The organism is Streptomyces muensis (assembly GCF_021474425.1).
Lineage (GTDB): Bacteria > Actinomycetota > Actinomycetes > Streptomycetales > Streptomycetaceae > Streptomyces > Streptomyces muensis.
In genome coordinates, this window is record NZ_JAKEIP010000219.1 from 1 (window position 1) to 13,866 (window position 13,866).

Below are 13,866 nucleotides of genomic sequence, written 5' to 3' on the forward strand. Positions count from 1 at the left end.
CTGGGGCACGGCGTAGGTGGCCGCGGGCTGCGGCGGCTCGGTGGGGGTGGCCGCGGACGTGGGTGTGGCGGGCGTCGCCTCGGGGGCCGGTGTGGCCGGCGTCGCCTCGGGGGCCGGTGTGGTGGGCGTCGGGTCGGCCGCCGGGGGTGGTCCGGGCTCGGTGACCAGGGCCTCGGGGGCGAGGATCAGCGGGTTGTAGGCGGCGCCCTGGCCCCCGGCCGCGGGGCTCGGGGCGCCCCTGACCGTGCCGTCGGGGTTCAGGAAGGCGGGGTCGCCGCCGGGGACCATGCCGAGTTCCTGGGCGCGGCGCTGGAGGGCGTCGGGGGCGGAGTACGCGTCGATGTCCCGCTGGAGGGACTGTTCCTCGTCGGTGAGGGACTTCGTCTCCTTCTGGAGGTCGTCGAGCCGGAACGCGCCTTCGCTGAGCGCGGAGTTCAGCACGAGGAGCCCGATGAGGCCACCGCCGAGGAGAAGGACGACGAGGAGGACGAAGGGGGCGCGGGCGGCCTGCCGGGCCCCCGAGGGGAAGAGCCGCGCGAGCCGGGCGGCCCGGCCTCTCAGTTCGGGTTTCCTACTCACTTGCCCTCCCCCGGGTCCGGTTCTCCAACTCATGGGTTTGAATACTGGACCCGGACACCCGCCCCTGCCTCCCGGCCGTCATTCGATGGACTCCCTGATGCGTTCGGCGCCCCGCAGACGCGCCGGTGCGGCGCGGCGGTTCTCGGCGACCTCTTCCTCGGTGGGAAGTTCGGCACCGCGCGTCAGCAGCTTGAGCCGGGGCTGGTACTGCTCGGGAACGACGGGCAGCCCGGGCGGCGCGGTGTTGGCGGCGCCGGCCGCGAAGACCTGCTTGACCAGCCGGTCCTCCAGCGAGTGGTACGACAGCACCGCGATCCGCCCGCCGACGGCGAGGGCCGCCACCGCGGCCGGGATCGCCCGCTCCAGCACGGAGAGCTCGCCGTTGACCTCGATGCGCAGCGCCTGGAAGGTGCGCTTGGCCGGGTTGCCGCCGGTGCGCTTGGCGGCCTGCGGCAGCGCGTCCCGGATGAGCTCCACGAGCCGCGCGCTGTTGCTGAACGGCTCCTTCTCGCGCTCGCGCACGATGGCGGCCACGATCCGCTTGGCCTGCTTCTCCTCGCCGTACGCCCGCAGGATCCGGACGAGTTCACCGGCCGGGTAGGTGTTGAGGACCTCGGCGGCGCTGACGCCGGTCGTCTGGTCCATGCGCATGTCGAGGGGGGCGTCCTGGGCGTAGGCGAAGCCGCGGTCGGCCTCGTCGAGCTGCATGGAGGAGACGCCGAGGTCGAACAGGACGCCCTGCACGCGCGCGATGCCGAGCCTTTCCAGGACGTCCGGGAGCTCGTCGTAGACGGCGTGCACGAGGGTCGCGCGTTCGCCGTACGGCGCGAGCCGCTCGCCGGACAGCCGCAGGGCCTCCTTGTCCCGGTCGAGGGCGACGAGCCGGGCCTCGGGGAACTGCTGGAGCAGGGCCTCGCTGTGGCCGCCGAGCCCGAGGGTGCAGTCGACGACCACCGCTCCGGGCCGCTGCAGCGCGGGGGCCAACAGGTCCAGGCACCGCTGGAGCATCACCGGGACATGTCGACTCTGGCTCAAGGGGCCCTCTCAGATCCGGCGGGCCGCACGCACCGCCCCGGGTCCCCGCCCTTCCCCGACGAACTGGGGAACCCCCAGTGAAGGGGAGGCCTGCCGGCGCCGGAAGCGTCAGCCGACCGGGAGCGGGAGGAGGCCGAGCCGTGCGTACGCGCCGCGCACGCGGGGAGATCTCCGGAAAATCGCCGGGGTCTCCGGGGAATTCAGTCCAGCAGGGAGTCTCGCCTCCCGCTTCGCGTCACTTTAGTCCACGGTGTCTCGCGGTCAATCAACCGGCCTGCGCGTCGCCACTGCGGGTTCCGGCCCGGCCGCCCCATGCGTGAAATCGCTCGTATGGGCGCACTCACGCCACCCCTGTGGGTTAGCTCACAACAAGACTCAATGGCGTTCTTTGTCCCCTCTCACAGCAGGACCATTTCGGACGTGACCAGTACCGTCATGGGTATGACGACTTCTGCATCGGTTCCCGCTGGTCCCGAGAGTGCGATAGTCCGCGGCACGGTCACCGACCGTCTGGTCGAGGCCAACGAGCGCTACGCCTCCGCGTTCACCGACCCGGGCATGGACGCCCGCCCCGTGCTCCACGTCGCCGTCGTCGCCTGCATGGACGCCCGGCTCGACCTGCACGCCGCGCTCGGTCTCGAACTGGGCGACTGTCACACCATCCGCAACGCCGGCGGTGTCGTCACCGACGACGTGATCCGCTCCCTGACCATCAGCCAGCGAGCGCTGGGCACCCGCAGCGTCGTCCTGATCCACCACACCGGCTGCGGCCTGGAGAGCCTCACCGAGGACTTCCGGCACGAACTGGAGGACGAGGTCGGCCAGCGGCCCGCCTGGGCGGTGGAGTCCTTCCGGGACGTCGACCAGGACGTGCGGCAGTCGATGCAGCGCGTGCGCACCTCACCGTTCCTGGTGAGCACGGACGACGTCCGGGGCTTCGTCTTCGACGTGAAGACGGGTCTGCTGCGCGAGATCGACCCCGCGTAACCCTCCGCCTCAGCTGTCGTTTCGCTGTCAATTCGGGCTGCGGGCTGCACAAAAGGCCCTAAGCCATGACATATCGCGGACGGTTGTCCACAGTCGAGTGACACGAATCGGTAACGGCAGCAAGAATGCGAGTGTGGCAACACGCGGAACTTCTCCCGCGTGGTGTCCGTGTTCCAGGGGTGGGCCGGTCCGCATCGCGTCGGCCCGGAAAGAACGGGCCGAGGAGGGCCGGGTGACGACCTATGACGATCGAGCGAGCCTCACTGATCTGACCGCCACTGTGGAGCGTGTCCGCAGTTCGGTGGAGGGTGTGATCGAGGGCAAGCCCGAGGTCGTACGGCTTTCGCTGACCGTACTGCTCGCCGAGGGACATCTTCTGATCGAGGACGTCCCCGGCGTGGGCAAAACCATGCTGGCCAAGACACTGGCGCGGTCCATCGACTGCACGGTCCGGCGTATCCAGTTCACGCCCGACCTGCTGCCGTCCGACATCACCGGTGTGTCCATCTGGGACCAGCAGCGCAAGGACTTCGAGTTCAAGCCCGGCGCGATCTTCGCGCAGATCGTGATCGGCGACGAGATCAACCGCGCCTCGCCGAAGACGCAGTCCGCGCTGCTGGAGTCCATGGAGGAGCGCCAGGTCACGATCGACGGCCAGACCTACGAGCTGCCGAGCCCCTTCATGGTGGTGGCCACGCAGAACCCGGTCGAGATGGAGGGCACCTATCCGCTGCCCGAGGCCCAGCGCGACCGCTTCATGGCCCGTGTCTCGGTCGGCTACCCCAGCGTGGAGGCCGAACTGCAGATGCTGGACGTGCACGGCGGGGTCTCGCCGCTGGAGGACCTCCAGCCGGTGGCGCACGCGCACGACATCGTGAAGCTGATCGACGCCGTCCGTGGCGTCCATGTCGCCGAGCCGGTGCGGCGGTACGCGGTGGAGCTGGTCGCCGCCACCCGCACCCACCCGGACCTCAGACTCGGCGCCTCCCCGCGCGCGACGCTGCACCTGCTGCGCGCGGCGAAGGCGTCGGCGGCGCTGAGCGGCCGGGAGTACGCGCTGCCGGACGACGTGCAGGCCCTCGCGGTGGCCGTCCTGGCCCACCGCCTGCTGCCCACCGCACAGGCCCAGCTGAACCGCCGTACCTCCGAGCAGGTCGTCCAGGAGATCCTCCAGCGCACCCCGGTGCCCGCCGCGCCCCACCAGCAGAGCGGCTTCGGCGGCCTGGGCCGCGGCACCGCGGTGTACGGCCAGCAGCCGCCACGGAGGCTCGGATGACCTCCGGTGGGACCGGGCAGGCGGAGGCGGACCGCGGCGAGAAGAGCGGGATCCGCACCGCACTGGCCGGTCTGACCACGCGTGGCCGCTCCTTCCTGGCCGCCGGGATCGCGGCGGGCGTCTGCGCCTACGTCCTCGGCCAGAGCGACCTGCTGCGCGTCGGCCTGCTGCTGGCGGTGCTCCCGCTGGTGTGCGCGACGGTGCTGTACCGCACCCGCTACCGGGTCGCGGGCAGCCGAAGGCTCTCCCCCGCGCGCGTGCCCGCCGGCAGCGAGGCCCGCGTCCATCTGCGGATGGACAACGTCTCCCGGCTGCCCACGGGCCTGCTGATGCTCCAGGACCGGGTGCCCTACGTCCTCGGGCCGCGCCCGCGCTTCGTCCTGGACCGGGTGGAGGCGGGCGGCCGCCGCGAGGTGTCCTACCGGGTCCGCTCCGACCTGCGCGGACGCTATCCGCTCGGCCCGTTGCAGCTACGCCTGAGCGACCCGTTCGGCATGTGCGAGCTGACCCGCTCCTTCTCGACGTACGACACGCTCACGGTCATCCCACGCGTGGAGCCGCTCGCGCCGGTGCGCTTCAGCGGCGAGGCGAAGGGGTACGGCGACGGCCGGCAGCGCTCGCTGGCGCTGGCCGGCGAGGACGACGTGATCCCGCGCGGGTATCGCTACGGCGACGACCTGCGCCGCGTCCACTGGCGCTCCACCGCGCGCTACGGCGAGCTGATGGTGCGCCGCGAGGAGCAGCCGCAGCGCGCCCGCTGCACGGTGCTGCTGGACACCCGGGGCCCGGCCTTCGAGGGCGCGGGGCCGGACTCGGCCTTCGAGTGGGCGGTGTCGGGTGCGGCGTCCGTGCTGGTCCACATGCTCGAACGGGGCTTCTCCGTCCGGCTGTTGACCGACACCGGCAGCTCGGTGCCCGGCGAGGGCGCCGATGGGTTCGCGGGCGCGAGCCAGGAGTCGGCGGACGCGGCCGGGCTGATGATGGACACCCTCGCGGTGATCGACCACTCCGACGGCACGGGTCTGTCGCGGGCGTACGACGTGCTGCGCGGCGGCAACGAGGGGCTGCTGGTCGCCTTCTTCGGCGACCTCGACGAGGAGCAGGCTGCGGTGGCCGCCAAGATGCGCCAGCGCAGCGGGGGCGCGGTGGCCTTCGTGCTGGACAGCGGGGCGTGGGTGCGGGAACCGACCGATGTGTCCGGCGCGTTGGACAGGAGCGAGGAGCGGCTGAGGATGCTGCGGGAGGCCGGCTGGACGGCCCTGAGCGTGCCGCGGGGCGCCTCGCTGGACGAGCTGTGGCGCCAGGCGGACCGAGCGCGTACGGACGCGGTCGCGGCCGGTGGCACGCGGGGCGAGGGGGGACGGTCATGAGCGGGCGGACGCGGATGGCGCTGTGCGCCGCGGCGGCCACACTGATGGCGTCCTGCGCCCTGCTGCCGCTGGTCTCCCCGGTCACCTGGCTGATCCAGGCGTTCTTCCTGCTGGCGATCCAGACGGGCGTGGGCATGGCGACCCGGCGCGTGCCGCTGGCCCGCCCGCTGACGGTGGCGGTGCAGGCCCTGGTCGCCCTGATGCTGCTGACCATGGTCTTCGCCAACAAGCAGGCGATCATCGGGGTGATCCCCGGCCCGGAGGCCTTCCGTCATTTCGGCGACCTGCTGCAGGCGGGCGCGGACGACGTCAGCCGGTACTCGATCCCGGCGCCGCTGTCGGACGGCATCCGGCTGATGCTCATCGGCGGTGTCCTGGTCATCGGTCTGGCGGTGGACACACTCGCGGTGACGTTCCGCAGCGCCGCACCGGCCGGGCTGCCGCTGCTGGCGCTGTACTCGGTGGCCGCGGGGCTGGCCGACGGCGCCGGGGACTGGCTGTGGTTCCTGGTCGCCGCGGCGGGCTATCTCATGCTGCTGCTGGCCGAGGGGCGCGACCGGCTCTCGCAGTGGGGCCGGGTCTTCGGCGGGGCCCCGCGGGGAGCGGGCGGCGATGCGACCGGCGCGGTGGCACCGGTGCGCACCGGACGGCGTATCGGCGCGGTCGCGCTGGGCATCGCCCTGGTGGTGCCGGTCGCGCTGCCCGCGATGAACGGCGGCCTGCTGGACGCCGCGGGCACCGGTGTGGGCTCCGGCAGCGGGAGCGGCGGCACGATCTCCGCGGTGAACCCGCTGGTGTCGCTGCGCGACAGTCTGAACGTGGAGGAGGACCGCGAGGTCCTGACCCTCAGGACCGACACGGCCGACCTGTCGAACCTGTATCTGCGGATCGTGTCCCTCGACGACTTCGACGGCACCACCTGGCAGCCGTCCAAGCGCAACATCCAGGCCGTGCCCGACGAGTTCCCGACGCCCTTCGGCCTCGGTCCGGACGTCAAGCGCACCCAGGTCGAGACGACCATCTCGGCCGCGGACTGGTACGCCCAGAACTGGCTGCCGATGCCGTACCCGCCGAGCGGCGTGGACATCACGGGCAACTGGCGGTACGAACCGCTGGGCATGACGGTCGTCGGCGACCGCCGTCAGACCACGCGCGGGGCGACGTACACCGTGCGCAGCCTCGACGTACAGCCGACGGCGGAGCAGCTGGCGAACGCTCCGGAGCCGCCCTCCGCCCTGAAGCGCGAGTTCACGGAGCTCCCCGACTCACTGCCCTCGGTGGTCGCCCGGACCGCGCGCGAGGTCACCGAGGGGGCGACCAGCCACTACGAGCAGGCCGTCAAGCTTCAGGAGTACTTCGCCATCACGGGCGGCTTCCAGTACGACACCAACGTCAGGGTCGGCAGCGGCCGGGAGGCCATAGCCCGCTTCCTGAAGGACAAGCAGGGATTCTGCGTCCACTTCTCCTTCGCGATGGCGGCGATGGCCCGCTCGCTGGGCATACCGGCCCGGGTAGCGGTGGGCTTCGCGCCCGGTACCCCACAGAGCGCCAGCTCGGTCTCGGTGGGGCTGAGGGACGCCCACGCGTGGCCGGAGCTGTACTTCGAGGGCGTGGGCTGGACCCGCTTCGAGCCGACGCCGACCCGTGGCTCGGTACCGGAGTACACCCAGTCGGACTCGCCCGGCTCCACGCTGCCGGACGTGGCACGGCCCACGCAGTCGGCCAGCACGGGCCCCTCCGCCTCGCCCTCCGCCAGCGAGAGCTGCGCGGGTCGCAACCCCGAGCTGTGCGCGAGCGAGTCCCCGGCGGCCGCACCGGCCACGGACGACGACGGACCGAAGTGGTACCTCGCGCTGGCCTGGGCGCTCGGTGGAGCCGCGGCGCTGCTGATCCCGTTGGCGCCGATGCTGTGGCGGCAGCGGACGAGAGCGAAACGGCTGGGAGGGCATGGCCGCACACAGGCCGACGTGTCGCTGCACGCCTTGGCGGTCTGGCAGGAACTGACGGACACGGCCTGGGACTTCGGCATCGCCCCGGACGACTCCCAGACGCCCCGTAAGGCCGCCGCCCGTATCGTGCGGCTGGGCCACCTCGACCCGGCGGCCGCGGCCTCGGTGCACCGGGTGGCCGACGCGGTGGAACAGGTCCTGTACGCACCCAGTCCCCGCCCGGTGGCAGGCCTCGCGGAGGATGTCCGCGGCGTGGCGTCCCAGCTCGGGTCCAAGGCCGACCGGACGACCAGGCTGCGCGCCGTACTGGCTCCACGCTCCAGCGTGCGGGTGGTGTGGGCGCTGTCGGACTGGTGGATCACCGTCAAGCAGCGGGCCGCCGCGGCCCGACCGACGCTGCGCCGGCCGTCCAGTCCGGGTCAGCGGGGGTGACGGTGGGCTGAGGGGGCTGGGCGGGCACAGCCCCGGCCCACGCCCCCTCCCGGAAGCCGCCACTGCTCAGCGCAGGCTCGCGCTCTCGACCGCTCAGGCCCGCACTCTCGACCCGCTCAGGCGCTGATCTACGTCAGCAGGCATACGTCAGGGGGTGGCCACCCACCGGTGGTCACCCCCTGCGTCGGTATGGGAGCTGCTTGTCGAGCTAATGGCCGCCCTGTTCGTCGCGGCGGCGCTGCCAGCGCTCTTCGATGCGGTCCATCATGGAGCGCTTCTGGCGTGGCTGGCGGCGGGCCTGCTGGCCGCCGGCGGGCTGTTCGCCCGGCTTGGGGGCCTTGCGCCAGCCGGTCACGGCGAGTACCGCACAGCCCAGCATGACGAGGAAGCCCACCACGCTGAGCCAGACCTGCTTGGCGACCATTCCAGCCATGAGGAGCGCGATACCTACGAGGAAGCCCGCGACCGCCTGGTAGACCCGTCGCCGGGTGTACGTACGCAGCCCGCTTCCCTCAAGCGCTGTCGCGAACTTGGGATCTTCGGCGTACAGCGCTCGCTCCATCTGCTCGAGCATTCGCTGCTCGTGCTCCGAGAGCGGCACGGAGTCCTCCTCATCGTGCAGTCGCCGGGGCGACCCGGGGGGTCCCTTCAGGATAGGCAGGGAATCGCCCCCGTGAAACCCGCCCCTCTACGCCAATTGGCCAACCGGGCTCCGCCATGGACGTCCCGGCTCGCTGAGATCTGCATTCCCCAGCGGCCGACTCGTCATGCCGGAACGGTCTCCCTCGATCATACGGCGCCGAGCGTCCGATCGGGGGGCCTGTGGCGTACTCCATGTGCAGCCAAGTCCCTGATCAACGGCGCGCGCCCGGGGTCCGCCCGCGGATGGCACGGTGGGTGGCTCAGGCTCCGGCGGTCTCCCCCGTCTCGCCGAGCACGTGCAGCTGGGTGGCGACGGAGTGGAAGGCGGGCAGCTCGGCGGCCGCCTCCTCCAGCTTCAGCAGCGCCTCCAGGGCGCCCGGCTCGGTGTCCACCAGGACCCCGGGGACGAGGTCGGCGAAGACGCGGACGCCGTGCACGGCGCCGACGGTGAGGCCGGCGCCCTCGACCAGCGCGGTGAGCTGCTCGGCGGTGAAACGGCGCGGCACCGGGTCGCCCTGGCCCCAGCGGCCGTCCGGATCCTGGAGGGCCTGCTTGGCCTCCTTGAAGTGACCAGCCAGGGCCCGCGCCAGCACCGCTCCGCCCAGACCGGCGGCGAGCAGGCTGAGGACGCCCTCGGTGCGCAGGGCGGCGACCGCGTTGCGGACCCCCTCGGCGGGGTCGTCGACGTATTCCAGGACGCCGTGGCACAGCACGACGTCGTACCCGCCGCGCTCGACCACGTCGAAGAGGCCGTGGGCGTCGCCCTGGACGCCCGTCACCCGGTCGGCGACCTCGGCCTCGGCGGCGCGCCGCTCCAGGGCGAAGAGCGCGTTCGGGCTGGGGTCGACCACGGTGACGCGGTGGCCGAGGCGGGCGAGGGGCACCGCGAAGTTGCCGCTGCCGCCCCCGGTGTCGAGGACGTCGAGCGCCTGGCGACCCGTGGCCTTCACACGGCGGTCCAGGGCGTCCTGGAGGACCTCCCAGACCACGGCGGTACGGAGGGCGGCGCGGGGCCGCATAGGGTCCGACACGGCAGTTGACTCCTCGACGCGGCACCGCCACTTGCACGGCGGAGCGAACGGGCTGTCTCCCCGGCCCGGGTCACGGGCGGGAAGGCTTCAGGCGCCCTCCACCCTATTGCCTGCGGCGGCCCGACCGGCCATCACGGTGCCGCACGAGGCCGCCACGCCCCGTCCGGCGAAACGAGGCCCGCCCCGTGTGACGAGACGGGCCCCGGTCGGGCCGGCTCGCCGTCAGCCCGCGTCCGGCATGTCGTCGCGCGTGTGACGCGGGCCGCCGTCCTCCTCCCCGTCCGCGTCCGGTCGCGGCTGTGGCAGGACCGGCTGGAGCACCAGCATCCGCTCGACGAGGCGCAGGAACATCGCCACGTCGCGTATCAGGTCGTCGGCGTCCCGACGGCTGGCCGCGCCTTGGATGCCCGCCTCGGCCCGGGCGCGGCGCCGGGCCCCGGAGGCGAACAGCGCGCTCCACTCGGCGAGTTCGGGCGCGATCTCGGGGAGCACTTCCCATGCGCTCCGGATGCGGGCACGGCGCCTTGGCGTGGGTTCCGGGCGCCCCCGCGCGGCGAGTACGGCGGCGGCGATGCGCAGGGCGGAGAGGTGTGCCGTGGCATAGCGCTCGTTCGACGTTTCCAGAACGGCGGCCTCGTCGAGTCCGGCACGGGCCTGGGCGAGCAGGTCGAGGGCGGCGGGCGGGGCCGTGGCCCGGCGGAGCACGGGGTGCACGTCGCTCGCCGGGCCGGTCAGTGAGGGGGCAGGGCCGGTGGCGCCGCGCCGACGGGCGGCTGCTGCGTGATAGCTGGCCATGACGAACCTCCTGTCGTCTGTGTGACGGCATGCCCGCTACGGGATGCCGTATGTGCCCATCGTGAGGTATGGCACTGACAATCCGTTCTGACCTGGGCTTTTGCATCGATCGAGCGTTCGGGCTAACTTTTGCACTGACCAGTCAGTTCAAAAGAGGGGGCAGGGATGGGGGGAACCGTGGCCGCGGTCGGCGTCACGGCCCACGGCCTCGGGCTCGAAGGGCCCCGCGGATGGGCGTTCCGCGGGGTCTCCTTCGAGGCGGAGGCCGGTTCGCTGATCACGATCGAGGGGCCGTCCGGTACGGGCCGTACCTGTCTGCTGCTCGCGCTCACGGGGCGGATGAAGCCCACGGAGGGCTCCGCCGCCGTGGGCGATGCCGTGCTGCCCAGGCGTATGGCGGCGGTGCGGCGGGTGAGCGCCTTGGCCCATGTCCCGGGTGTGACCGACCTGGACCCGGCTCTGACCGTCGCCGAGCACCTCCACGAACGGGCGCTGCTTCAGCGGCGGTTCGGCGACTCGGTGCGCGGGCTGCTGCGCCGGCCGGGCGAGCGCGGGGACGAGGAGCGGCGGCGGATCGACGCCGCGCTGAAGGCGGCGGGCCTGGACCGGGAGTCCCTGCCCAAGGGCTCCCGTACGGCGGTACGGGATCTGGAGCGGCTGGAGGCGCTGCGGCTGTCCGTCGCGCTGGCCCTGATCGCGAGCCCGCGCGTGCTCGGCGTCGACGACACCGACCTCAAGCTCTCCGACGCCGAACGGGCCGAGGTCTGGGCGCTGTTGAAGTCCATCGCCGAGGCCGGGACCACGGTCGTGGCGGTGTGCAGCGAGGCCCCCGACGGCACCGTCAAGGTGTCCACCGACCCGCAGGGCGACGCCCGGGAATCCGACGGAAAGGAGGCCGCCGATGCGCTCGCCGAGGCTGGCCGCGCTTGAGCTGAGGCGCTTCGGCCGGGGGAAGCTGCCGCGCGCCGCCCTGGTCGCGCTGCTGGTGCTGCCCCTGCTCTACGGCGCCCTGTACCTGTGGTCGTTCTGGGACCCGTACGGCCGTCTCGACCGCATCCCCGTGGCCCTTGTGAACGACGACAAGGGGGCACGCGTCGGCGACAAGGAGCTCGCCGCCGGCGACGACATCACCAAGGGGCTGCGCGAGAGCGACGTCTTCGACTGGCGGGAGGTGAGTGCCGCCGAGGCCGAGAAGGGCGTCGAGGACGGCACCTACTACCTGTCGCTGACCATGCCGGCCGACTTCAGTGAGCGGATCGCCTCCAGCGCGGGTGACTCGCCGGAGACGGGCGCCCTTCAGGTGCGTACGAACGACGCGAACAACTACATCGTCGGGCAGATCTCACGGACGGTCTTCAGCGAGGTGCGCGAGGCCGCGTCCACGAAGGCGTCGCGGTCGTTCCTGGACAAGATCTTCGTGTCGTTCTCCGACATCCACGGCAAGACGGTCAAGGCCGCGAGCGGCGCCGACAAGCTCGAAGGCGGCATCGGAAAGGCGGAGAAGGGCTCCAAGGACCTCGCCGACGGGCTGAAGGAGGCCAAGAACGGCAGCGGCAAGCTGTCCACGGGCCTGAAGAAGCTCAACAAGGGCGCGGGCGACCTGGAGAGCGGCTCCCGGCAGGTCGCCGAGGGGACGCGGACGCTCGCGGACCGGGTCAACGGAGTCGACAAGAAGATCGGCCCGTTCCTCCAGGACAACGAGAAGACCATCGGGGACACCGCCAGGCTGGTCGCCGACACCTCCAAGGCGATCCGCGACAACCTCGACGACCTGGTGGAGCACGCTCCGGGCGCCGCCCGGGACGCCCATGCGGCCTCCGACGTGCTGAACGGCGTCTACGAGGCGCGCTGCGAGAAGGCGGTCCTGCCCGACCCGGCCTGCGCCGACCTGAAGAAGGCCAAGGCGGCGGCCGCGGACGTGGCGACGATCGCCGACGATCTCAACACACTGGTCGCCGACCACGACGGCGACCTGAAGAAGCTCGACAAGAACCTCGCCACCCTCCAGAAGCAGTCCCAGGCGCTCGCCGACCACGCACCGCGGCTCTCCGAGGACCTCGACGACGCCGTCACCCGGATCAACAAGCTGAACCAGGGCGCCGCCAAGGTCGCCGCGGGCGCCAAGAAGCTGCACTCCGGCCTTGGCTCGGCCAGGACCGGCGCGGCGGACCTGGACACCGGCGTGGGCGAGCTCAAGACCGGCGCGGTCGACCTCAACGGCGGCATCTACAAGCTCGTCGACGGCTCCGGGAAGCTCTCGGACGGGCTGCACGACGGCGCCGAGCAGATCCCGGACTACGACAAGAAGGCCCGCGAGCAGCGCACCGAGGTCATGTCCGACCCGGTCCAGCTCGTCTCCCGGGACATGCACAAGGCGGCCAACTACGGCACCGGGTTCGCCCCGTACTTCATCCCGCTGTCCCTGTGGGTGGGCGCCATGGTGGCGTACATGCTGATCTCGCCGATGAACCGCCGCGCGCTCGCCGCGGGCGCCTCGGCCTGGCGGATCGCGCTGGCCGGCTGGCTGCCCGTGGTGGCGATCGGGGTGCTGCAGACCGTGGCGCTGATGTCGGTGCTGCACTGGGCGATCGGCCTCGAGATGGCGCGGGCGGCCGGGACGGTGGGCTTCCTGTTCCTGGTGACGGCGTGCTTCTCGGCGATCGTGCAGTGGCTGAACGCGCGCTTCGGCGCGGCGGGCCGGATCCTCGTCCTGGCCCTGCTGATGCTCCAGTTGACGTCCGCGGGCGGCACGTACCCCGTTCAGACCAGTCCGGGCTTCTTCAACGCGCTCCACCCGTTCCTGCCGATGAGCTACGTCGTGGAGGCGCTCAGGCGGCTCATCACGGGCGGCGGGCTCGAACCGGTGTGGCACGCGTGCGTGGTGCTCGTCGCCTTCACCGCGGGCGCGGTCGCGCTGACCGCGCTGTCGGCCCGGCGCCGGCAGGTGTGGACGCTCGACCGGCTGCACCCGGAGCTGACCCTGTGAGCGCGCGCGGGACAATCAGGGCCATGGAAAGCAGCAACGCCGCGTCGGGCGGCAGCACACGCCGTGAGGCCACCCGGCAGAAGCTCTACGAGGCGGCCGTCACGCTCATCGCCGAACAGGGCTTCTCCGCCACCACCGTCGACGAGATCGCCGAGCGGGCCGGGGTGGCGAAGGGCACCGTCTACTACAACTTCGCCAGCAAGTCGGTCCTCTTCGAGGAGTTGCTGCGGCACGGAGTGGGACTCCTCACGGCCTCCCTCAGGGAGGCGGCCGAGAAGACCGCCCGGGACGGCGGCACCAAGGTGGACGCCCTGGACGCGATGGTCCGCGCGGGGCTGGTCTTCATCGACCGCTACCCGTCCTTCACCCAGCTCTACGTCGCCGAGCTGTGGCGGACGAACCGGACCTGGCAGTCCACGCTGATGGTGGTCCGGCAGCAGGCCGTGGCGGTCGTCGAGGGCGTGCTGCGCGAGGGCGTGGAGAGCGGCGAGTTCAGCGAGGAGATCGACGTCCCGCTGACCGCCGCGGCGTTGGTCGGCATGGTCCTGGTGGCCGCGCTCGACTGGAAGTCGTTCCAGCCGGAGCGCTCCTTGGACGACGTGCACGCGGCGCTGTCCCGGCTGCTGCAGGGCCGAGTGAGCGGGCGCCGCTGAAGCCGCGGTGTCGTGCGCCGGGGGACGGCCGGCACACGAAAGCGCCGGTCCGAAAGTGGCCGCGTCCCCCGCGGGCCACTCTCGAACCGGCGCCTTCTCGTGCTCCCCCGTTCCCCGTTTCCCCCGTACTC

The 13,866-nt window shown here is 72.2% G+C and carries 12 protein-coding genes; 7 read left to right on the forward strand and 5 right to left on the reverse strand.

All coding sequences use genetic code 11. From position 1 onward, the window contains the following. Both ftsL and rsmH read right to left on the reverse strand, forming a co-directional pair. On the reverse strand, nt 1-579 hold a 579-nt coding region (gene ftsL, locus L0P92_RS33900; protein WP_234766886.1), incomplete at its 3' end, for a cell division protein FtsL. A gap of 78 nt (nt 580-657) precedes the next feature. Continuing rightward, nucleotides 658-1,614: a 16S rRNA (cytosine(1402)-N(4))-methyltransferase RsmH gene (gene rsmH / locus L0P92_RS33905; protein ID WP_234766887.1), complete on the reverse strand. Its 957-nt coding sequence runs from the start codon at nt 1,612-1,614 to the stop codon at nt 658-660. A gap of 441 nt (nt 1,615-2,055) precedes the next feature. On the opposite strand from rsmH, the gene L0P92_RS33910 reads away from it, so the two are divergent. The 4 genes from L0P92_RS33910 (at nt 2,056) to L0P92_RS33925 (ending at nt 7,628) form a co-directional block, all read left to right on the forward strand. Further along, nucleotides 2,056-2,601: a beta-class carbonic anhydrase gene (locus L0P92_RS33910; protein ID WP_234766888.1), complete on the forward strand. Its 546-nt coding sequence runs from the start codon at nt 2,056-2,058 to the stop codon at nt 2,599-2,601. A 232-nt stretch (nt 2,602-2,833) separates the two neighbouring features. Then, nucleotides 2,834-3,877 carry an AAA family ATPase gene (locus L0P92_RS33915; RefSeq protein ID WP_234766889.1) on the forward strand — a complete coding sequence of 348 codons (1,044 nt, stop codon included), beginning with the start codon at nt 2,834-2,836 and terminating at the stop codon, nt 3,875-3,877. After that, the gene (locus L0P92_RS33920) at nt 3,874-5,247 is read left to right on the forward strand and encodes a DUF58 domain-containing protein (protein ID WP_234766890.1); all 1,374 of its coding nucleotides are present in this window, start codon (nt 3,874-3,876) and stop codon (nt 5,245-5,247) included. Before L0P92_RS33915 ends, L0P92_RS33920 begins: the two co-directional genes overlap by 4 nt. Then, nucleotides 5,244-7,628, forward strand: coding sequence for a transglutaminase TgpA family protein (locus tag L0P92_RS33925; protein ID WP_234766891.1), 2,385 nt, complete (start codon nt 5,244-5,246; stop codon nt 7,626-7,628). The genes L0P92_RS33920 and L0P92_RS33925 overlap by 4 nt, the downstream gene beginning before the upstream one ends. 208 nt (nt 7,629-7,836) lie before the next feature. Here the strand turns inward: L0P92_RS33925 and L0P92_RS33930 are convergent, their stop codons facing one another. The 3 genes from L0P92_RS33930 to L0P92_RS33940 form a co-directional block, all read right to left on the reverse strand. Then, nucleotides 7,837-8,229 carry an SCO2097 family morphological protein gene (locus L0P92_RS33930; protein WP_062718999.1) on the reverse strand — a complete coding sequence of 131 codons (393 nt, stop codon included), beginning with the start codon at nt 8,227-8,229 and terminating at the stop codon, nt 7,837-7,839. Between the two features lie 301 nt (nt 8,230-8,530). Beyond that, nucleotides 8,531-9,301, reverse strand: coding sequence for a class I SAM-dependent methyltransferase (locus L0P92_RS33935; protein WP_234766892.1), 771 nt, complete (start codon nt 9,299-9,301; stop codon nt 8,531-8,533). A gap of 222 nt (nt 9,302-9,523) precedes the next feature. Next, on the reverse strand, nt 9,524-10,096 hold the full coding sequence (locus L0P92_RS33940) for an SAV_6107 family HEPN domain-containing protein (RefSeq protein WP_234766893.1): 573 nt from the start codon (nt 10,094-10,096) through the stop codon (nt 9,524-9,526). Between the two features lie 165 nt (nt 10,097-10,261). Here L0P92_RS33940 and L0P92_RS33945 point away from each other — a divergent pair, with 165 nt between their 5' ends. Genes L0P92_RS33945 through L0P92_RS33955 form a run of 3 tightly spaced genes read left to right on the forward strand, consistent with a single transcriptional unit; the run spans nt 10,262 to nt 13,735 of the window. Further along, on the forward strand, nt 10,262-11,026 hold the full coding sequence (locus L0P92_RS33945) for an ATP-binding cassette domain-containing protein (protein WP_234766894.1): 765 nt from the start codon (nt 10,262-10,264) through the stop codon (nt 11,024-11,026). Further along, entirely contained in the window at nt 10,998-13,082 is a 2,085-nt protein-coding gene (locus L0P92_RS33950; RefSeq protein WP_234766895.1) for a YhgE/Pip domain-containing protein, read from the forward strand. The genes L0P92_RS33945 and L0P92_RS33950 overlap by 29 nt, the downstream gene beginning before the upstream one ends. A 23-nt stretch (nt 13,083-13,105) precedes the next feature. After that, nucleotides 13,106-13,735 (forward strand): TetR/AcrR family transcriptional regulator, encoded by a 630-nt coding sequence (locus L0P92_RS33955; protein ID WP_234766896.1) that lies wholly within the window; start codon nt 13,106-13,108, stop codon nt 13,733-13,735. Nucleotides 13,736-13,866: the final 131 nt, after the last annotated feature.

Bases quoted from the DNA above. Each gene is read 5' to 3' on its own strand.
- L0P92_RS33920 (WP_234766890.1), top strand. From the start codon at position 3,874: ATGACCTCCGGTGGGACCGGGCAGGCGGAGGCGGACCGCGGCGAGAAG.
- L0P92_RS33945 (WP_234766894.1), top strand. From the start codon at position 10,262: ATGGGGGGAACCGTGGCCGCGGTCGGCGTCACGGCCCACGGCCTCGGG.
- L0P92_RS33910 (WP_234766888.1), top strand. From the start codon at position 2,056: ATGACGACTTCTGCATCGGTTCCCGCTGGTCCCGAGAGTGCGATAGTC.
- L0P92_RS33950 (WP_234766895.1), top strand. From the start codon at position 10,998: ATGCGCTCGCCGAGGCTGGCCGCGCTTGAGCTGAGGCGCTTCGGCCGG.
- L0P92_RS33955 (WP_234766896.1), top strand. From the start codon at position 13,106: ATGGAAAGCAGCAACGCCGCGTCGGGCGGCAGCACACGCCGTGAGGCC.
- L0P92_RS33940 (WP_234766893.1), bottom strand. From the start codon at position 10,096: ATGGCCAGCTATCACGCAGCAGCCGCCCGTCGGCGCGGCGCCACCGGC.
- L0P92_RS33925 (WP_234766891.1), top strand. From the start codon at position 5,244: ATGAGCGGGCGGACGCGGATGGCGCTGTGCGCCGCGGCGGCCACACTG.